15 protein-coding genes and 2 pseudogenes are annotated in these 19,038 nt (G+C 66.8%); 11 read left to right on the top strand and 6 right to left on the bottom strand.

Annotated elements, in window-relative coordinates; translation table 11 throughout:
• Position 1 precedes the first annotated feature (1 nt).
• The gene (locus ABIC21_RS00260) at positions 2-985 is read left to right on the top strand and encodes a LysR family transcriptional regulator (protein ID WP_354348459.1); all 984 of its coding nucleotides are present in this window, start codon (positions 2-4) and stop codon (positions 983-985) included.
• Positions 986-1,122: 137 nt separating this feature from the next.
• Here ABIC21_RS00260 and ABIC21_RS00255 read toward each other — a convergent pair whose 3' ends face one another.
• Positions 1,123-2,169, bottom strand: coding sequence for a nitronate monooxygenase (locus tag ABIC21_RS00255; RefSeq protein WP_354348458.1), 1,047 nt, complete (start codon positions 2,167-2,169; stop codon positions 1,123-1,125).
• A gap of 36 nt (positions 2,170-2,205) precedes the next feature.
• On the opposite strand from ABIC21_RS00255, the gene ABIC21_RS00250 reads away from it, so the two are divergent.
• From ABIC21_RS00250 to ABIC21_RS00235, 4 genes are all read left to right on the top strand, one after another.
• Positions 2,206-3,138, top strand: a complete 933-nt coding sequence (locus ABIC21_RS00250; protein ID WP_354348457.1) for an N-acetylglucosamine kinase — start codon at positions 2,206-2,208, stop codon at positions 3,136-3,138.
• A 78-nt stretch (positions 3,139-3,216) separates the two neighbouring features.
• Positions 3,217-3,669: an NUDIX hydrolase gene (locus ABIC21_RS00245; RefSeq protein ID WP_354348456.1), complete on the top strand. Its 453-nt coding sequence runs from the start codon at positions 3,217-3,219 to the stop codon at positions 3,667-3,669.
• A 264-nt stretch (positions 3,670-3,933) separates the two neighbouring features.
• A complete protein-coding gene (gene rsgA, locus ABIC21_RS00240) occupies positions 3,934-5,136 on the top strand; it encodes a ribosome small subunit-dependent GTPase A (protein ID WP_354348455.1) in 1,203 nt (400 codons plus the stop codon).
• Positions 5,137-5,961: 825 nt separating this feature from the next.
• Positions 5,962-6,306: a hypothetical protein gene (locus ABIC21_RS00235; RefSeq protein WP_354348454.1), complete on the top strand. Its 345-nt coding sequence runs from the start codon at positions 5,962-5,964 to the stop codon at positions 6,304-6,306.
• Positions 6,307-6,620: 314 nt separating this feature from the next.
• Here the strand turns inward: ABIC21_RS00235 and ABIC21_RS00230 are convergent, their stop codons facing one another.
• The 4 genes and pseudogenes from ABIC21_RS00230 to ABIC21_RS00215 form a co-directional block, all read right to left on the bottom strand.
• Positions 6,621-7,034, bottom strand: coding sequence for a nuclear transport factor 2 family protein (locus ABIC21_RS00230; RefSeq protein WP_354348739.1), 414 nt, complete (start codon positions 7,032-7,034; stop codon positions 6,621-6,623).
• Between the two features lie 430 nt (positions 7,035-7,464).
• Positions 7,465-9,285, bottom strand: coding sequence for a hypothetical protein (locus tag ABIC21_RS00225; RefSeq protein WP_354348453.1), 1,821 nt, complete (start codon positions 9,283-9,285; stop codon positions 7,465-7,467).
• Positions 9,286-9,638: 353 nt separating this feature from the next.
• A pseudogene (locus ABIC21_RS00220) lies at positions 9,639-10,577 on the bottom strand (IS110 family transposase); the annotation flags it as partial.
• Positions 10,578-10,878: 301 nt separating this feature from the next.
• Positions 10,879-12,112, bottom strand: a pseudogene (locus ABIC21_RS00215) (IS110 family RNA-guided transposase).
• A gap of 781 nt (positions 12,113-12,893) precedes the next feature.
• On the opposite strand from ABIC21_RS00215, the gene ABIC21_RS00210 reads away from it, so the two are divergent.
• From ABIC21_RS00210 to ABIC21_RS00185, 6 genes are all read left to right on the top strand, one after another.
• On the top strand, positions 12,894-13,988 hold the full coding sequence (locus ABIC21_RS00210; RefSeq protein WP_354348452.1) for an ABC transporter ATP-binding protein: 1,095 nt from the start codon (positions 12,894-12,896) through the stop codon (positions 13,986-13,988).
• Positions 13,988-14,728 (top strand): ABC transporter permease, encoded by a 741-nt coding sequence (locus ABIC21_RS00205; protein ID WP_354348451.1) that lies wholly within the window; start codon positions 13,988-13,990, stop codon positions 14,726-14,728. Before ABIC21_RS00210 ends, ABIC21_RS00205 begins: the two co-directional genes overlap by 1 nt.
• On the top strand, positions 14,725-15,471 hold the full coding sequence (locus ABIC21_RS00200; protein ID WP_354348450.1) for an ABC transporter permease: 747 nt from the start codon (positions 14,725-14,727) through the stop codon (positions 15,469-15,471). Before ABIC21_RS00205 ends, ABIC21_RS00200 begins: the two co-directional genes overlap by 4 nt.
• Positions 15,468-16,430, top strand: coding sequence for an ABC transporter substrate-binding protein (locus ABIC21_RS00195; protein ID WP_354348449.1), 963 nt, complete (start codon positions 15,468-15,470; stop codon positions 16,428-16,430). Before ABIC21_RS00200 ends, ABIC21_RS00195 begins: the two co-directional genes overlap by 4 nt.
• A 176-nt stretch (positions 16,431-16,606) precedes the next feature.
• A complete protein-coding gene (locus tag ABIC21_RS00190) occupies positions 16,607-17,827 on the top strand; it encodes a pyridoxal phosphate-dependent aminotransferase (RefSeq protein WP_282379978.1) in 1,221 nt (406 codons plus the stop codon).
• A 77-nt stretch (positions 17,828-17,904) separates the two neighbouring features.
• Entirely contained in the window at positions 17,905-18,759 is an 855-nt protein-coding gene (locus ABIC21_RS00185; protein WP_354348448.1) for a PPK2 family polyphosphate kinase, read from the top strand.
• Between the two features lie 14 nt (positions 18,760-18,773).
• On the opposite strand, the gene ABIC21_RS00180 is transcribed toward ABIC21_RS00185, so the two are convergent.
• Positions 18,774-19,004: an exodeoxyribonuclease VII small subunit gene (locus ABIC21_RS00180; RefSeq protein WP_354348447.1), complete on the bottom strand. Its 231-nt coding sequence runs from the start codon at positions 19,002-19,004 to the stop codon at positions 18,774-18,776.
• Positions 19,005-19,038: the final 34 nt, after the last annotated feature.

Below are 19,038 nucleotides of genomic sequence, written 5' to 3'. Positions count from 1 at the left end.
CATGGACGTGGAACACAAACAACTGGTCCAGCTCCTGCCGTTGCTGCCACTGCTGGCCGAACTCGGGCGCACCCAGCACATCACCGAGACCGCCGAAGTGCTGGGACTGCCCCAGTCGACGGTCAGCCGGGGAATCGCCCGGGCCAGCAGCATCATCGGGACGGAACTGCTGATCCGTGACGGCCGCGGCGTGCGGCTGACCCCCGCCGCGAAGGCGCTCCTTCCGCACATCGAGGCCGCGCTCGGGGAATTCCAGACCGGGCTGGACCTGGTCCGGCACGAGTCGGAGGTGGTACGCGGCCGGATCGCGGTGACGTTCCAGCACACCTTCGGTGAGGCGATGCTGCCGCTGCTGATCAGCGCCTTCCGCAGCCGGCATCCGCAGCCGGCCTTCGACCTCAGCCAGGGCGCCCGGGACGGCTGCCTGGCGGAACTGGCTGCCGGCGACGCGGACCTGGCCCTGACCGCCCCGGTCGCTGCGCCGAGCCGGCTGATCTCCTCCGCCGCCCTCTACCGGGAACCGCTGCGGCTCGTGGTCCACCAGCGGCATCCCCTGGCGAAGCGCCGCAGCGCGGGCCTCGCGGAGATCCGGCAGGACCCGTTCGTGGCGATGGGTGCAGGCTACGGCATGCGCTCGCTGACGGACACCCTGTTCCGGGAGGCGGGTTTCCGGCCCCGCATCGCCTTCGAGAGCCAGGATTCCCACACGGCCCGGGGCCTCGTCTCGGCAGGTCTCGGGGTGAGCATCCTCCCGCCCGGCGGCCCGGCACCCGGACGCCACACTCCCGGGCAGTCCGGCGACCTTGGCTGGGTGGAGCTCGCCCTGGATTCCGGACTGGCCTTCCGGGAGATCGGGCTGGCCTGGCGGGAACGCCGGGGCGGAGCGGACACCGAGCCGGACCCCGTGCGGCTGTTCCGGGAGCTGGTGCTCAGCGAGGGACCGGCACTGCTCGCCGGCTTCGTCCGCGGACGCTCCGGCACCTGAGCCGGCCGCCGGCCCAGCCCGCCCGCCTGCGGCCCGTGCGGCGAGTTCGCCGGAAAGCTGCGAGCTCGTAGGGAACGTTCCGGCGATCTGGCACCGTTCCGGCGACCTCGGCGACGTGTGGCGGCGGGGGCGGGCCGTCAGTCCAGCAGCCCCGCCATGACCTCCGAGACGGAACCGGTCCGCGCACGCTGCCAGCCGGTCCCGGCCCAGAGGTTCAGCCGTTCCGCATCCCCGGCGGCAGCTGCGGCCGCGCGCAGGGGAGCGGTGAGGTGGTGCACGGCGGGATAGGACTCGGGTGCGTCGGGGTGGTCTCGGACAAACTCGTTGACCAGTGCCCGGGCGGACCGTCCGGTGAAGGCCCGCGTCAGCCGGGTCTGGGTGAAGCGCGGGCTGGCGAGGGCATCCTTGTGCAGCTGCCGGGCACCGCTCTCGTGCGTGCGGAGGAACGCGGTGCCCAGCTGGGCGGCCTGCGCCCCCGCGGCCAGTACCTCCTCCAGCCCCGCACGGTCCATCACGCCGCCGGCGGCAAGCAGCGGGAGTCCGACGGCGGCCCGCACCCGGGCGAGCAGCTCCGCCGTCGTGCCCGGCCCGCGGTCGGCGCCTCTGGATTCGTGCGCCGCAGTGCCCGGCTGGAACGCCGCGCTGTGGCCCCCGGCGCACGCATGCTGCACCACCAGCGCATCGACGCCCTGGCCGGCGGCCTCGAGCGCCTCGTCCACCGTTGTGACCGTGGCGAGCACGGCTGAGCCGGACCGCTGCAGCGCCCGGACAACTTCGGACCCGGGCAGCCCGAAGGCAAAACTGACCAGTTCCACCGGATCGGCCAGCAGCGCGTCGATCTTGCCCTGCCAGTGGTCGTCGTCGTCGAGCCGCAGCGGCGGGACCTCCACGCCGTACCGCAAAGCATCCGCCCGCAGCCGGGCGCGGTAGTCCTCCAGCTGCGCCCGCACCTCTGCGGACGGTGGCAGCTGCGCGGGATCGGGAACGAAGACGTTCATGCCGAAACGTGCCCCGGCGGCCCGGGTGCTGCGGACCTCCGCCTGCATGGCGTCCACGCTCTTATAGCCCGCAGCCAGGAAGCCCAGACCGCCGGCGTTGTACACCGCCGTCACGAAGGCCGGAGTGGAGGTCCCGCCGGCCATCGGTGCAGCAATAATGCGGGTACCAAAGATGTCGTGCGGCATTGCTCACTCCTGGAAAGGATTCAGTAGGCTGTTCCGGTGACCCATTCTGACATCCCGCCGGCGGCGGACCCCGTTTCCCCGACCGCACCCGCCGCCGTGATCGGCCTCGATATTGGCGGGACCAAGACCCGCGGCGTCCGCTTCGAGGACGGCACCGTCGTGGCCGACGAGTCGGTGGGCAGCTCCAACGTCCAGAACGTCAGCCGCGAAGAGGCGGCCCTGCACCTGGCGGAGCTCTTCGCCCGGATCGGCGGCGGACCGGTCGCCCAGGTCTACGCCGGAGCCGGCGGCATCGATACCGACGAGGACGCCGCCGCGCTCGCAGCCCTGATCGAACCTCACGTGCCGGGCGCCCGCATCACCGTCGTGCACGATTCGCGGCTCCTGCTGGCGGCCGGCGGCGCCAGCACCGGCGTTGCGGTCATCGGGGGAACGGGCTCGGCCGCCTGGGGCCGGAACAGCCGTGGCGAGGAGGCACGCGCCGGCGGCTGGGGCTATCTGCTCGGCGACGAAGGCAGCGGGTACTGGCTGGGCCGCGAGGCGGTCCGCCACAGCCTGCGGCGGATGAACCAGGGGCTGGAACCCGACGAGCTCACCGCCGCCCTGCTGGCCTCCTGCGGTGTGGACGACCCCAACAAGCTGATTGCGCTCTTCCATTCACCGGACACCGGACGCCGGTACTGGGCCGAACGGGCGCGGCTCGTCGTCGACGCTGCCGCCGCCCGCCACGCCGCTAGCCAGGAACTCGTGGACCAGGCCGGACGAGACCTGGCAGCCCTGGCGCTGCAGACGGTCCGGAAGCTCGGCATCGACGGCCCCGTGATCCTGGGCAGCGGACTGGGCATGAACGTCCCCCGCCTGCAGGAATCGTTCCGCACCGCCCTGGCCGCCGAGGGGATCACCGATGTCCGCGTCCTGGAGCAGGACCCCGTCTTCGGTGTGCTCCAGCTCGTGGCCGAACAGGGCTGACGCGGCCTGCCGGGCGACTGCGCCGCCGGGCTACTACGCTGCCGGGCTTCGACGCCGCCGGGCTACTACGCTGGAGGAATGAGCCTTAACTTCGACACCCGGCCCGCTGCCTACGCGGTCATCATCCGCGACGGCGCCATCCTCCTGGCGTACTGGAAGCAGGGCGGGAAGGAAGGCTGGACCCTGCCCGGCGGCGGCCTGGACCTGGCCGAGCACCCCGTCGATGGCTGCCGCCGCGAAATCTACGAGGAAACCGGGTATCACGCGGAGGTCGGCGGCATGCTGGGGATCGACGTCGGGCACTGGCCCGCGGAGATCCGGATCGACGGCGGCGAACGGGACTTCCAGTCCCTCCGGCTCATCTACGAAGCAACGATTACCGGCGGGGAGCTGCGGCACGAGGTGGACGGCAGCACCACGCACGCGGACTGGATCCCGCTGGAGGACGTTCCCGGGCTCAACAAGGTCTCGCTCGTCGACGCCGCGCTCCGGCTCCACCGCGAGCGGCCCCTAAACGGCCGGCTGTCCTAAACGGCCAGCTGTCCTGATCGGCCAACTTTCCTGACGGTTTCCTAGCCAGGCCCGGGGCATCCGGCTATTCTAAAAGCCGACAGCAAAGCCGACAGCGAAAACAGGGGAGGTGGAAACGATGACTGCAACAGTCCGGTGTGCCATGAGCACCCACACCAGCCAGGCCATCATTCCTGCCCCGGCCATCAGCACCCACTAGCCGCAACCCTGCCAGGTCCGATCCGCAGCGCGGCACGTGCACCGGGGCCCATCAAAGGGTTTCCGTTGACTACTTCATTTGCACATTCCGGCGCGTCCGGCGCCAACCACCCCGTCCCCAACAGCCTTCCCGCGGGTCCGGCAGGGTACGGCTTCACGGCCGCCGTCGCCGAACGGTTCGCGGCGCATCCCGTGCGGGGCGGCACCGGCGCGGGCCGGGTCATCCGAGTGGACCGCAACCTGGTCCTGACCGCCACGCACGATACGACCCTCCATTTGCCCTATCCCGGCACGGGGGAGCTGCCCGCCACCGGCGACTGGGTCTGGCTCGGATCCAATACCGCGGGGGAGCCCGCCATTGCGGGGATTCTGCCGCGGCACTCGGAACTGAGCCGCAAACGCGCCTTTGACGCGTCCTCGGAGGCGCAGGTCCTCGGCGCCAACGTGGACATCGTCGGCGTCGTGGTGCCCGTGGACCGGCCGCTCACCCACAACCGGCTCGAACGCACCCTCGTCGCCGCCTGGGACTCGGGTGCCACCCCGCTGGTCATCATCACCAAGGCGGACCTCGCCGATCTGGCTGACGACGTCGTCGGGAAGGTGATCCTCCAGGCCGCCGGCGTCGCGGTGGTCACCACCTCCGCGGAGCAGGGCGACGGCCTCGACGAACTCCTGGGCCACCTCCCGCCCGGCGGCACGCTCGTGCTGCTGGGTCCTTCCGGGGCCGGCAAATCCACCCTCATCAACGCCCTCGCCGGCGTGGAGGTCCAGGATACGGGGGACGTCCGGGCCAGCGACGGCAGGGGCAAACACACCACCACCTCACGCGAACTCGTGCCCCTGCCCGGAGGCGCCGTCCTCATGGACACCCCCGGGGTGCGCGGCTTCGGGCTGTTCGACGCCGACAGCGGGATGGCCGAGATGTTCGGCGACCTCGAGGACCTCTTCGCACAGTGCCGGTTCTCCGACTGCGCCCACGGCCGCGAGCCCGGCTGCGCAGTGCAGGCCGCGCTCGCGGACGGGTCCCTCGATGACCGCCGCTGGGAGAGCTACCTGAAACTCCAGCGCGAACTCGCTGCCCTGGCCCGGCGGCACGATGCTGCCGCCCGCCGCGCCTATGCCCGGGAGTGGCACCAGCAGATTGCGGCTGCGGGCAAGAGCCAGCGCTCGGCGGAAAGGGACAGCTACGAGGCCGCTGCCAACGATGACGGGAAGCGCGGCCGGAAGGGCCGGGGCGGGTCCAAAGGGGGCGGCCGGCGGACCCGCTGACCGGCACGTAGTACCAATACAGCAACGCGGGGTCACCTGCGGCCCATTCCACCCGCTGGAATGGGCGCGAAGTGACTGTGAGTCTTTACGTGGCTGGTCTGGGACTAGCTGGCAGTGTTGGTGCCGGTCGTTCTGCTTGGCGCGTGACTCGAAAAAACAATTGCCCCTTGAGGGTGCGTTTCCCCCGATTTGTCCGCGCTGGGTGGAGCGGTAGGCGTTGGCCTGTCCCACGTCGGTGGCTTGATTAGAAGCTTGCCCGGCCCTTTGGAGGTTGTGGCTCATCACAGTTTTGCCTCGGGGTGACTCTTCCCAGGTCCAGTGCCGGTCGTGATGCGACCTGTCTTGTCCGTTCTAAAGGAAGGAGGGTGGCCCGCGTTGACTATCGTTGCGCAGACCCGCCCGTTCGTCATCGGCGTGGACTGTCACGCCCGCACTCAGCCGCGGCCATTCCCCCCGGCGGCAGACTCATAAAGGGAGCCGCAACCGGCATAAAGGCCCTTGGAGGTGCCGGGAGAGCCGCAAAGAGCGCTCATGATATCCTGCCTACGCCTCGGGTGAGCAGCATGAAGCTGCAGAACATCGCCAACAACCTCTACAAGGGAACGACGAACCCAAACAGGATCGGGAACGGCACGACATGGATGCCATCGCGAATGAGCTGGCGACAGGCGCCCAGACTGGCACCAAGTGGCACACGATCAAGGGTCAAGAGTCGCTCCAAGGGCTGAATAACTGGCTCCGCAGAAATCCCGATGCTCCGTATCACGACCGACTCGTTGCCCAGAGCCTTGCCGACGAGTTGTCTGTCGTTCTTGGAGGTGCTGGATGAGCGCGGCAACCGAGAATGCGATCCAGCAGCTTGTGGCGACTCACCCCGCCCTGGCGCCCGTCCTGGCCGAGCACCTCGAAGAGAACTTCGGTGAGATGCTTCCGCACCTCGTGATGGCGGATGTTGTCAGGTGGCTCGTCGCCCACCGCGGCTCGGATCCAGCCATGTGTGCATCGGTCCTGGCTTGGATGGAGACGAGGTTCGACGAGGGCCCGGATGATGTTCGAGGTCTCATAGCGGTCAGCGGAGTCCAGATGATCCCTGATCCAGGCCAACCTGGATCAGAATTGCGGGACTTGCTCGGGCCAGCACTCCGTGAAGTCGACCCTTGGCGCGCGTGACCGGGTTAGCCAAAGCGATCTGCATTCGAAAGGCGAACATCCCCATCCTGCGGGCATTCCCTGGCACTCCCGGCCTCAACTACGACCGCAATGAGGGCATGGCCAGTATTAGCTTGGAATACAACAGCATTTCAAGACAACGCACCAACGCTGGTGGCCCCGATCAGACTCCGCGTCGTTCCGGCCCCCGCAGTGTCCTAGGAACTCGTCTCAACGGATTCTGTCTCAGGCCTGAGTTTGTAGGGACTTTGTGAGGCGGGCTCGCGACCGCTGCTGAGGGCTGGCGACTGTCCAAATGTTGACCTACCGCGGTACTACCCCGTCGGTGGTGGCGGGGGTGGGTCCGCTGGTGTCTCGGCGCGCCATGGGGCCCTCCACTCTGCAGCCTCCCAGCCATCCATAATGTACAGCCGCTCGCGTGCAACCCGTTCGCCACGGAACTCCATGATGCTGACGGTGTACATCCATGGCGCGCCGTCGTAGCTGATCAGGTTTTCCACAACGACAAGGTCGCCACGATGAGTGATTCGTCGGGTGCGGAATTGGAGCTTCGCCGGGTACTGTCGTCGCCATTCGCGGAAGTTCTCCACGCCTTCGAAACGTTCGCCTGACTGCGGAAACTCGAGCACCGCGTCGTCGTGGTAGATCTCGTGCGTGATGTCCTGGTCCGTGCTTGCGTACTCCCAGTGACGCCGCAGGGCCTGCAACAGGTCCGCTTCTTCGAGCATCACTCACCTCCCATGACAAAACCGATTGTAAGACTACGGCCCTTGCGCCACAACGGGCGTCCGTCACAGGGGGTCCCAGGATCTAGGGCTTCGGTGCGTCACCGGGCCCGTGTTAGGACGGCCGACGTGTTGAGGCGGCCGTTCATCCATGGCCGGGCGTCCGCCGGCGCGGCCGGCGGCTGGGTGTTGCCGGTCCGTCGCAGGGCTCCGGCCCGCCCTGGCCCTGTCTGTCTACGACGATGCTCCTATAGGCGTCAAATCGAACATCCAGCCCAAGCCTGGCCGATTTGTGGTTTGGATTCCGTCAGAGACTGGAAGGAAAAACTCGCCTACCCAAGTTCCCCTACATCGCAGCTCGGCACTGTCCGTGATTTCATTCCAGACCGGTACCCCTGTGCAGCAGCCGGGCTCCCAGTAGCCGCCACAGCTGTCAGCGGAGAGCGCGGCCGCGCCGGATGACCAGCAGGATGCCCCCGAGCAGGAGGGCGCCTCCGCCCAACCCCGCTGCGGCCAGCAGGGTTCCGGCCCCAGTGCTGGCCAGCTGCCCGGAGCTACCCGCTCCGCCGGCCGCGCGTGCTTCTGCCGCGCCGGCGGCAGCAGGGTCCATGACAGCCTCAGGGGCAATGGCAGCGGCAGGGTCACTGGCGGCAGTCGTCGGCGTGGCCGAAGTCAGGGGTGTAGCCGCCACAGTCGCCGAAGCGTTGAGCGTCTGGTACATGCCGAGCGAGGTAATCGGGTTCACACTGACCGAGAGCTTCTTGCCGGCGTCGGCCTTCGTCAGGACGTAACTCCAGCCGTATGCCCCGGCGATCAGGACGCCGTCGCGCAGCCACTGTACGTCGGAATCACTCCCTGCTCGGTCATACCAGGGATCGGGAGTCAAGGTCACCTTCGACCCGGCGGTCAGGGTCCCGCTAATGGTCCGCGTCGACTCACGCGCGGTCACGGGCTTGGGTGCGGTGACTTTTGCCCGGGCGGTGGTGTAGCCGGGGGCGGAGGCGGTCACCAGGACGGTGAGGGTCTTGCCAACCTGGGGCTTGTCCGGGGTGAACGTCGGGCCGCTGGAGAGTTTCTCCCTGTCTGAGGAGAACCAGTTGTAGGTGAACGTCAGCTTCTCGGCCGGCACGGACCAGGTGCCGACCGTCACCTTCATCTCGGAGCCGGTCACGGCGTCCCCGGTCACGACCGGCTTGGTGACATTCGTCAGCTGCTTCAGCTCCACCCCCGCGGCCGCCGGCACGGCGACCGCGTTGGAGTAGATGTGGGTGTCGTACCAAGTGCCGGACTCGAGGACCAGGGTGTGGCCCTGGTCCTCGGCCGTGATCTTGTAGGTCAGCGCGGTGGCTCCGGGAATCGCGACGCCGTCGCGCAGCCACTGGTAGGTGTGCGGCTTGCCCGGGCTGGAAGACCAGGGAACATCATCAACGGCGGTGAGGACGTCCCCCAGGCCGGTGCCGCCGGTGACCACGGCGCCGGGGGCTGGATCGAAGTCAGAAACCTTTCGCTGTTTAGAGGTCACGGTGGCCGGCTTGAACCCGGGCGCGTGACCCGTGACCCTGACGCTGAACAGCCCCGTTGAACGGCAGCCCCTCGGGTCGAACATGTCCGCGGTGGCACCCGGGATGGGCTTGCCGTCGCAGAACCACTGGTACTGGTCGTAGATGACCGGTGCGCCCTTAAACTTCGCCCCAGCGGACACGAGGCGGCTGGGCCTATCCGGGTGGGTGTTAAATGGATAGATACCAACGTACCCCGCATACACGACAGACGGGACGGTGCCGCCGGCGTTCGTGACAGGGGCGGTTTTGATGGACTGCTGGGTCGTCTTTGCATAGCTCGGCGCTGCCGCCGTGGTCGTGACCCGGATGCCCTTGCCGAGGTCCGCCGTGGTGAGCAGATAGGTGAGACCGGTGGCGCCCAGGACCGGCACGTCGTTGCGCAGCCACTGATGCGTGAGCTTCGCGTCGGCGGGATCCCAGTCACCGTCAACAACGGTCAGGGTGCTGCCGATCTGGAGGGCCCCGCTGATGCCGGGCCGCGGGCCGGCGACGGCGCCGCCGTTGACCAGCACCGGGTACGGATGCCCGTCCGGCGCCGTGCAGAATCTGACTGAGTCTACGACCGGGCCGCAGGTATCGGCGGTCGGGTTGGCCCACATGGTCTCATCGGCCTGGGCCGGCACGGCGAGGCCGGCAAGCGAGAGCGCGGCCAGAGCCCCGGCGATGCCGAGGCGGATGGTCTTCTTGTTCAATTTATCCCCCAGATTTTGAGCCGGCTCCCGGCTCTCCCCGTCGCCCAGCCTAGTGCCCAGGCACAGCTCTAGGCTATTTTTGCCCAGGTCAGGGCCCCAAAGGCTTCAATCGTTCGACCTTAATGTAAACCGATTGGATAACGTGGGGCTACTTTTTCCTGTTTGGTCGGTCAACCATTGGCGGTACGTTGTCGCAAGGTCGTCGTCGCGGAGGAGGCCGCGTTCCAAAAGGAAATCTTAGAGGGCCATTGGCCAAGTTCTCTGGCTGCGGTTGTGATAGTGAGACCAAGGGTGGCGCGCTTTTGGCGCAGATCGGTGTTATCTGGGGCTGGTTGAGGATTGGTGATCTGGCGGTAGATTTCCCGGGCTGCGTAGCGTTTGAGGCAGCGCATAATTTCCCGTTTGCTCTTGCCCTCCGCGGTGCGTTTGGCGACGTAGTCTTTGGTCCGTTGGCAGGACGCCATGCGGACCCGGACCACTTGATACAGGGCATGGTTGGCGTTGCGGTCACCACCTCGGCTGAGCCGGTGACGGGTGGTCTTGCCCGAGGACGCCGGTATCGGTGCGACCTCGACGAGGGCAGCGAACTGGGCCTCATTTCCAAGACGGTCCGGGTTGTCGCCACCGGTGCCCAGGAGCTGGCTCGCCACTTCCGTTCTTCCGCGAGGGACTGGCAGCGAGCAGCCAGGGTTTTCAACGTCAGCAGGCACACGTACTCGGGGTCAGCAATGTGGCCCGAAGGCCGGGTGCGCTGCAGGGACGTGATCAGCGCTGCGGTTCCGAGTGCCCGGTATTTTGCCCGGAGTTTGTCCGGGGCTGAAACGAGAAGACCCTTAATCTGATTGATTGCCGCGGTGCGGGCCTTAACGGCCGAGGTGCGCCCCGGCGCGCAGGATTCGCAGGGATTCAACGGGACCATCTTTGGCTTTCGGGATCGAATGGGTCCGGCCGTCGAGGACGGATTGGGCGGCCTCGTAGGCATCCCACGGATCTGATTTGCCCTTCAGCCGGCGCGCGGCCCGGGTTGGACGGTTCACCTCCAGTACGGTCAGTCCATCACTTCGAAGCGTCCTGGCGATTTCGGCCCCGTAGGAACCTGTTCCTTCGACGCCTAATGCGGTGACTGTGCCGTAGCTGGTGACGAAGTCCACGATCTTCCGGTATCCGGATCCCACAGCCAGGAATTCCCTGTCTGCGAGTGGTTTGCCGTGTTCGTTGATGATGGCCACGTGGTGTGTGTCGGCCTGGGTGTCGATACCGGCGATGATGTTGGTTGTTTCGGTTGCCAAAATGGAAGTTGCCCCCAGTCGAGATCGATGGCTGATGAATGGGGCGCGGGCCAGGTGGGCAGACAAAACGGTAATGGGACTGGTCGCATCAGGCTCCTATGAAGTCATGTCCGCCTGGCTCTACACCCTTTGACGGACCTTGAGCCAGCGGACAGATCGTCGATAAGACAGTGCCGCCAGGCACGTCAGTTTTTTGCTGGGTAACTCCGGCTCAAGACCTTTTCCAGTATTACCGTCTTTTGGCTGCTGTCCTGACGGATTGTACGTGTCCGCTCCGGCCCGTCTAATACGAAAGTGAGGGTGGTCAGGCTGCGTTGGCGGCGGTGATGGTGAGGTTGAAGCCACGGCTCTTGAGTTTCTTGATGGCGTTGTTCTTGGCTTTGATCGGGTCCAGCCGGGTGAAGTGGTCGGCGCCGGGGTCGGCGTAGCATTCGCCGTCGGCGAGCAGGTGCCAGGCCGCCATGAGGATGGAGTGTTCGAGGGCTGGCTTTCATGGGTCCGCGGCGGGCGGCGACGCGCCAGTATTTTGCGGCCAGGTAGGTGTCCGTGCTCCGGGAAGCGGACAGGGCCGCGATGCCCAGGGCGGCTTTGAGGTATTTGTTGCCGGGCAGGATGTGGGCTGACTTGATCCGTCCGGCGGATTCGTTGGCGCCGGGACAGACGCCGGTCCAGGAAGCGAGCCGCCCGGGTGTTTCGAAGCGGGACATGTCCGCGCCGGTTTCGGCGATGATCACGTCGGCGACTTTGAGTGAGATTCCGGGGATGGTGGCCAGGAATTCCCTGACGGCACGAAAGGGCTCCATCGCTTCCTCGATCCGCTCGGTGAGCGCGTCGATGATGCGGGACTGGGTATCGATCTGGTTCAGATGCAGCCGGGCCATGAACGCGTGGTGGCTTTTGAAGCGGCCGGTGAGGGCCTCCACGAGCTCGGGGATTCTGGAGCGAAGGGTGCCTTTGGCGAGCCCGGCCAGGACGTCCGGGTCGCGTTCCCCCTCGATGAGGGCTTCGAGCATCGCCCGGGAGGAGACTCCGGTCAGGTCCGAGACCACCGAGGAGAGTTTGATCCCCGAGCCCTCGAGGAACTTCTCTAGACGCTGGATCTCGCGCGTCCTGTCCCGGGTGGCAATGGCCCGGGCCCTGGTCAGGTCCCGCAGTTCACGGATCGGTTCGGGCGGGACGAACGAGGCCCGAAGCAGCCCGTGCGCGCCCAGCTGAGCGAGCCAGGCCGCGTCAGAGACATCGGTTTTGCGGCCCGGGATGTTCCTTGCGGCCTTGGCGTTGACCAGCATCACCGGCAGCGTCTCTTCGAGGAGATAGAAGAAGGGTTTCCAGTAATCGCTCTTGGCTTCCATGACGACCGTGGTGACGTGCTCGCGTTCCAGGAAGTCCCGCAGGGCAAGGAACTGGCCTGTGGCTGCGCCCCACGTTGTGACCGTGGAGGTGTAGGTTCCGGCCCGTTGCCCGGGCAGCCGGAGACAGACCTTCGCGTCGCGTTTGGAAATATCCAAACCGGCAGCCCGCTCGTGCACGGTATCCATGACTGTTCCTCCTGACACCTTGACCTCGTTATGTCGGCGTCTGCCGAGGGGAGGACAGGGAAAAACAGAGGAATCTAACACTCGTGCTCCAAAGGCAACAATCCACGGTTCCCGTGGAAGCCCTCCGCGCCACGCTAGCCCACAGGCTCAACCACAGCACCACAGACGGACCGGCGTCCACCACGGCAGACACCTTCATGATCCGCCCGAGACCTCATCCGCGGCCAGAGCCCGGGGCGAGGCAACCGCATACTTTCTCCCACCACGGCGCGACAGCGACGCTGAGTCGCTAGCCCCTCCTTCGTCGGGGCCTACGGGGCAGGAAATGTCCCTGTGGCGCTCCTTCGTCGCTGATTCCCTCCGGGAATTTCCCGCCCCTTGCCCTCACGGGTAGACCGGCCTCCGTCGGCCACAGCTCCGCAAGCGTCGCCAGCAGCCAAAACAACCGGGGGGAAGGGAAGCTGGCCGGTCGCCACGAGCCGCGCCCGCACTCGTTTCCACCCGCTGACAGACATAGAAGCATCCCCGCGTTGCAGGTGCAGGTCCTCCGCAGGGCAGTGGACGGAGGCTGCGGGAAAAGAATTTCCGCCCGGCACCCATCCAAAATCGCCGACCCTACGAATGACTACGTCAGCCACAGCACCCCCGGCGATATCCCTGACATTGTCAGCCGCGCTGGTTAGGCTGAGTTCTACGTGCTTTACAGTCAAAAATCAGCGTGTCTATGATCAGTTGGCTGGACCGTCCGTTGTTGTCGCCAACAGTTAGGTAAGCCCCGGAAATGGCTGAAGCCATGATCGAGTTCCAGAACGTCACCAAGCGATACCAGGGCGGCCAGCCCGCCGTCGACGGCCTGACCATGTCCATCGACAAGGGCGCCATCACGGTCTTCGTTGGGCCCTCGGGCTGCGGCAAAACCACCTCGCTGCGGATGATCAACCGCATGGTCGAACCGACCTCCGGAACCATCACCGTGGACGGCCAGGACGTCACCGCCGTGCCCGCGGCGAAGCTGCGCCGGTCCATGGGCTACGTCATGCAGTCCTCCGGACTGATGCCGCACCGTTCCGTCCTGGACAACATCGCCACCGTTCCCCGGCTCAACGGCGTCTCCAAAGCAGAGGCGCGGAAGCGTGCGCAGGAACTGCTCGACGTCGTCGGGCTGGCATCCGCGCTGGGCAAGCGGTACCCCTCACAGCTGTCCGGCGGCCAGCAGCAGCGCGTCGGCGTTGCCCGGGCGCTCGCCGCCGACCCTCCCGTGCTGCTCATGGACGAACCCTTCAGCGCCGTGGACCCCGTGGTCCGCGATGAACTGCAGCAGGAACTCCTCCGGCTCCAGCGCGATCTGGCCAAGACCATCGTCTTCGTCACCCACGACATTGACGAGGCCACCGTCCTCGGCGACAAGGTGGCAGTCTTCGGCCTCGGCGGCAAACTGGCGCAATACGCCACACCGGAGGAAATCCTGCGCGCCCCGGCCACCGACTTCGTGGCGTCCTTCGTGGGCCGGGACCGCGGCTTCCGGCACCTGGCCTTCAGCCCGTCCGACGGCGTCACCGTGCACCCGGCCCAGACGATCACCCCCGATGCACTTGTGCGTGCCGGCAACGACTCCGGCGAGTGGCAGCTGGTGGTCGACGGAAGCCTGCGTCCGCTCGGGTGGTCGGGTCCGGGCAAGGGCACCGCGACCGTTCCCGGCGGATCCCTCTTCCGGAAGGGCGACACGCTCCGCCGCGCCCTCGACGCGGCCCTGTCCTCGCCCTCCGGTCTCGGCGTCGCCGTGGACGCGGACGGCCGCGTGGCCGGCGTCATCACCGCTGAGGAAGTCCTCGCCGTGATCGAGTCGGACCGCCATGTCCGCCAGGGCGCGCGCTGATGGAGTGGTTCCTGGCCAACAGTGAGCAGGTCTTCAGCCTTGCCGTCCAGCACCTTGTCCTGGCCATCCTGCCGATGGTGTTCGGCGTGCTCATTGCCGTCCCGCTGGCCCAGGTCGCCCGGCAGAACCGTGGGCTCCGTTCCGTGGTCCTGACGGCGTCGTCGCTGCTCTACACCATCCCGTCCCTGGCGCTGTTCATCATCTTGCCGACCGTCCTGGGAACCCGGATCCTTGACCCCGTCAACGTGGTGGTGGCCCTGACCATCTACGCCGTCGCCCTCCTGGTGCGCGCCACCCTGGACGCCTTCGACTCGGTGGACGAGGACCTCCGGCAGGCCGCCGTCGCTATGGGCTTCAAGCCCTTCGCACGCTTCCTGCAGATCGACCTGCCGCTGTCCCTGCCGGTGCTATTTGCCGGGCTGCGCGTGGTCTCGGTCAGCAACATCTCGCTGGTCAGCGTCGCGGCGCTGTTGGGCATCGGCAACCTGGGAATGCTGTTCACCTCCGGCCTGCAGCGTGACTTCGTCACCGAGGTGGTGGTGGGCATCATCGCCATCCTCATCCTCGCGCTGCTGATGGACGCCGTCCTGGTCCTGCTCGAGCGGCTGCTGACCCCCTGGACCCGTGCCGCGGCGTCCACCGGCGGCAGCCCCGATTCGAGTGCCGGCCAGAACAAGACGGGCTCCGCTGCCGCGGCGCTGCGGCTTTCGGATGCGCAGACCTCCGGCGGTGCCGCATGAGCAGCGTCGTGACGGACACCATTGCCTGGCTCACCGATCCGGCGAACTGGTCCGGCAGCGCCGGGATCCCGGTCCGGCTGGCCGAGCACCTGCTGTACACGGGCCTGGTGATGGTGATCGCCACAGCCATCGCCGTCCCCATCGGCCTGTACGTGGGCCACACGGGCCGCGGGCGGGTCGCCGCCGTGGCCGTTGCCGGTGCCCTCCGGGCCCTCCCGACCCTCGGCCTGCTCACCCTGTTCGTGCTCCTGGCCGGCATCGGGCTGATGCCGCCGATCTGGGCCCTCGTGATCCTGACGGTCCCGCCGCTGCTCGCCGGCACCTATGCCGGCATAGCCAGCGTGGACCGGAACGTCGTCGACGCGGCGCGGGCCATGGGCATGACGGAACTGCAGGTGCTGTTCCGTGCCGAGTTCCCCAACGCCCTGCCTGTGATGTACGGCGGGTTCCGGACAGGTGTGCTCCAGGCCATCGCCACCGTCTCGGTGGTGGCGTACATCAACCTCGGCGGCCTCGGCCGGTACCTCTTCGACGGCCTCGTGCTGTCCGACTTCCCCCAGATGCTGGGCGGGTCCCTGCTCATCGCCGGACTGGCGATCGCCGTCGACCTTGTCCTTGCCCTCATCCAGAGGCTGTTCCTGTCCCAGGGAGCCTCAACCCAGCCAAACCGGAGCCAGCAGGCTGCGGTTGATCTCACAGACCCCGTACCCGCGGGGACTGTTGTTCAAGGAGGTACGTCATGAAGGAAATCCGCCATCGAGCACTCGGCAGGCGCGCATTCGGCGGCCTGGCCGCCGGCGTAGGCCTGGCCATGGCACTGTCCGCCTGCGGCGGCTCATCCGATCCGCTCTCAACGTCCCCCGCCACCGGCGGAGCCACGTCCGGTTCGGGCGCGGCCCTCGTGATCGGTTCCGCCGACTTCACCGAGAGCCAGATTATCGCCGAGGTCTATGCCGGGGCGCTGAACGGAGCCGGCGTCACGGCGAGCACCAAGCCGAACATCGGTTCACGCGAGGTCTACTTCAAGGCCGTCCAGGACGGGTCGGTGGACATCATCCCCGACTACAGCGGCAACCTGCTGCTGCACGTCAGCCCGGACGCCACGGAGGTCTCGGCCGAGGACATCTACAAGGCCCTGCCGGGCAAGCTGCCCGAGGGTCTCGCGGTGCTGGAGGCCTCCAAGGCCGAGGACAAGGACGCGATGGTCGTCACGAAAGCCACCGCGGAGAAGTACCAGTTGAAGTCGATCGAGGACCTCGCCAAGGTCTGCAGCGAAATCGTCGTGGGCGCCCCGGCGACTTTCGCTGAGCGCGCTTACGGGCTCCCGGGCCTGGAGAAGAACTACGGCTGCGTGCCCAAGAAGCTGGAGCCGTTCAGCGACGGCGGCGGTGCCGTGACGCTCAAGGCCCTGCTCTCGGACCAGGTCCAGGTGGCCGACATCTACACCACCACCCCGTCCATCGCGGACAACGACCTGGTGGTGCTGGAGGACCCGAAGAACAACTTCATCGCCCAGCAGGTCCTCCCGCTGTACAACACGGCCAAGATGACGGACAAGGCGAAGGAAACACTGAACGCCGTGTCGAAGGTCCTCACCACCGAGGACCTGATCAACCTCAACCGCGCGGTCAGCGGCAGCCAGAAGCAGAACCCCAAGGACGCTGCGGCGGCCTGGCTCAAGGAAAAGGGACTGGTCCAGTAACAGGGTCCGTCCGGATCCATCTGACGTACGACGGCGGCTGCCGGCGTCCCCCTTCACGGGGAGCGCCGGCGGCCGCCGAGCCGTTTTCTGACAGGGGTGTCCTGCCTGTGACGGCCGGACACCCGTGTGAGGCAGATCTCGGCGGAAGTACATCCCCCATATGGCATATTTGATGGATGGCAGAATTCAAGCAGTCCACCAAGCTTCATAATGTCCTCTACGACATCCGTGGACCGATCCTTCAGGCCGCCCAGCAGATGGAGGCAGAGGGGCACCGCATCCTCAAACTGAACATCGGAAACCCGGCCCCCTTCGGGTTTGAAGCGCCGGACGCGATCCTGGTGGACATGATCCGCCACCTGCCCCATGCCCAGGGCTACAGCGATTCCCGCGGCATCTTCTCCGCCCGGACAGCCGTTTCGCAGTACTACCAGACCCGCGGGATCCAGAACATCCACGTGGATGACATCTACCTGGGCAACGGCGTCAGCGAACTCATCACGATGTCCCTCATGGCGCTGCTGGACGACGGCGACGAAGTCCTGATCCCCACGCCCGACTACCCGCTGTGGACCGCCTCCGTTGCCCTGGCCAGCGGCCGGCCCGTGCACTATCTCTGCGACGAGGACTCGGGCTGGCAGCCGGACCTCGAGGACCTCGAAGCCAAGATCACGCCGCGCACCAAGGGCATCGTGGTGATCAACCCGAACAACCCCACCGGCGCCGTCTATCCGGAAGACACCCTCAAGAAAATCGTCGCCCTCGCGGAGAAACACGGACTGGTCCTCTTCGCCGACGAGATCTACGAGAAGATCCTCTACGAGGACGCGGTCCACGTGAACATGGCCAGCCTCACCGGCGACGACGTCCTGTGCCTGACGTTCAGCGGCCTCTCCAAGGCTTACCGCGTGTGCGGCTACCGGGCCGGGTGGATGGCCATTTCCGGGCCGAAAAAGGATGCCGCGGACTACCTAGAGGGCATCAACCTGCTGGCGAACATGCGCCTGTGCGCCAACGTCCCTGCCCAGCATGCGATCCAGACGGCGCTTGGCGGGTACCAGAGCATCAATGACCTCATCCTGCCGGGCGGGCGCCTGCTGGAGCAGCGGAACAAGGCCTATGACATGCTCAACGCCATTCCGGGGGTCAGCACCCAGCAGGCCCGCGGCGCCATGTACCTCTTCCCGAAGCTCGATCCGGAGGTCTACCGCATCCGCGACGATGAGAAGTTCGTCCTGGACCTGCTGCGCGAGCAGAAGATCCTGGTCTCCCATGGCCGGGCCTTCAACTGGGTCCGTCCGGACCACTTCCGGATGGTCACCCTCCCGCTCGTGAAGGACCTGGAAGAGGCCATTAACCGCATGGCGGACTTCCTCAGCCGGTACAAGGGGAACTAGCCTGAGCTCAGCAGCGCGGCGCGGACGGTGGTCCGGCGGTCCGAACGGAGGCTGCCCGAACCGGAAAGAGGCTTGGCATGGCAGACGTCGTGAAATTCAAGGAGCACCCCGCGGACACCCTGATTGCGGGCAAGGGCTTCAAGCTGAAGGACACGGATCCGGACGCCACCCCGGGCTACCCGGGGGACAAGTCCGACGGCGAGGCGCTGCTCGACGACCTGGATGACAACCTCGCGCTGCTGCAGGAGCAGCTTTTCGCCGAATCGCGCTTCGGCGGCACCAAACGCATCCTGCTGATCCTGCAGGCCATGGATACGGCCGGCAAGGGCGGGATCGTCACGCACGTCATGGGCGCCATGAACCCGCATGGCGTCCAGATGAAGTCCTTCAAGGCACCCACCGCCGAAGAGAAGTCCTACGACTTCCTGTGGCGGATCGAGAAGGAAGTGCCGGCCGCCGGGATGGTGGGCGTCTTTGACCGGTCCCATTACGAGGATGTTCTGATCCACCGCGTCCACCGCTGGGCAGACCCGAAGGAACTCGAACGCCGGTACAACGCGATCAACGAATTCGAGGCCCGGCAGACGGCCGCCGGCACGAAGATCGTCAAGGTCATGCTCCATATCAGCCGGGACGAGCAGAAGCAGCGGCTGCTGGCCCGGCTCGACGAGCCGGCCAAGCTCTGGAAGTACAGCAGCAATGACCTCAAGGAACGCGCGTTCTGGAGCGACTACATGGACGCCTACCAGAAGGCCTTCGAGAAGACGGGCACCGAGATCGCCCCGTGGTACGTCGTCCCGGCGAACAAGAAGTGGTACGCCCGGATCGCCGTCCAGCAGCTGCTGCTCGACGCGCTGGAGGGCCTCAAGCTGGAATGGCCGGTTCCGGACCTCGACGTCGCGATGGAACGGGAACTGGTCGAGCGCTCCTGACCGGCCGGCGCCGGCTAGCCGGCCTGTGAGGGCTGGTCGCGTGCCGCGGCCAGGCGCTTCCGGGCCCCTTCCAGCCACTGTTCGCAGCGCTTGGCCAGCGCCTCGCCCCGTTCCCACAGCGCCAGCGACTCCTCAAGGCTCGCGCCGCCGGTTTCGAGCCGGGTGACGATGCCGACGAGCTGCTCCCGTGCCTCCTCATAGCTGAGGCCCTCGATGTCGGCGTTGGGCTTTGTTTCTGCTGTCATGGCGTGCTGCTCCTTGCTGGGTCCCGCAGGACGG

This window comes from Pseudarthrobacter sp. PvP090 (assembly GCF_040547365.1).
Classification (GTDB): Bacteria; Actinomycetota; Actinomycetes; order Actinomycetales; family Micrococcaceae; genus Arthrobacter.
The sequence above is the reverse complement of the archived record's forward strand: the minus strand, read 5'-3'. Positions and strand labels throughout refer to the sequence as shown.

What these genes read in the sequence shown, in the direction of transcription:
- ABIC21_RS00260 (WP_354348459.1), top strand. Translation starts at nt 2, where the DNA reads ATGGACGTGGAACACAAACAACTGGTCCAGCTCCTGCCGTTGCTGCCA.
- ABIC21_RS00255 (WP_354348458.1), bottom strand. Translation starts at nt 2,169, where the DNA reads ATGCCGCACGACATCTTTGGTACCCGCATTATTGCTGCACCGATGGCC.
- ABIC21_RS00245 (WP_354348456.1), top strand. Translation starts at nt 3,217, where the DNA reads ATGAGCCTTAACTTCGACACCCGGCCCGCTGCCTACGCGGTCATCATC.
- ABIC21_RS00235 (WP_354348454.1), top strand. Translation starts at nt 5,962, where the DNA reads ATGAGCGCGGCAACCGAGAATGCGATCCAGCAGCTTGTGGCGACTCAC.
- ABIC21_RS00230 (WP_354348739.1), bottom strand. Translation starts at nt 7,034, where the DNA reads ATGCTCGAAGAAGCGGACCTGTTGCAGGCCCTGCGGCGTCACTGGGAG.
- ABIC21_RS00210 (WP_354348452.1), top strand. Translation starts at nt 12,894, where the DNA reads ATGGCTGAAGCCATGATCGAGTTCCAGAACGTCACCAAGCGATACCAG.
- ABIC21_RS00205 (WP_354348451.1), top strand. Translation starts at nt 13,988, where the DNA reads ATGGAGTGGTTCCTGGCCAACAGTGAGCAGGTCTTCAGCCTTGCCGTC.
- ABIC21_RS00200 (WP_354348450.1), top strand. Translation starts at nt 14,725, where the DNA reads ATGAGCAGCGTCGTGACGGACACCATTGCCTGGCTCACCGATCCGGCG.
- ABIC21_RS00195 (WP_354348449.1), top strand. Translation starts at nt 15,468, where the DNA reads ATGAAGGAAATCCGCCATCGAGCACTCGGCAGGCGCGCATTCGGCGGC.
- ABIC21_RS00190 (WP_282379978.1), top strand. Translation starts at nt 16,607, where the DNA reads ATGGCAGAATTCAAGCAGTCCACCAAGCTTCATAATGTCCTCTACGAC.
- ABIC21_RS00185 (WP_354348448.1), top strand. Translation starts at nt 17,905, where the DNA reads ATGGCAGACGTCGTGAAATTCAAGGAGCACCCCGCGGACACCCTGATT.
- ABIC21_RS00180 (WP_354348447.1), bottom strand. Translation starts at nt 19,004, where the DNA reads ATGACAGCAGAAACAAAGCCCAACGCCGACATCGAGGGCCTCAGCTAT.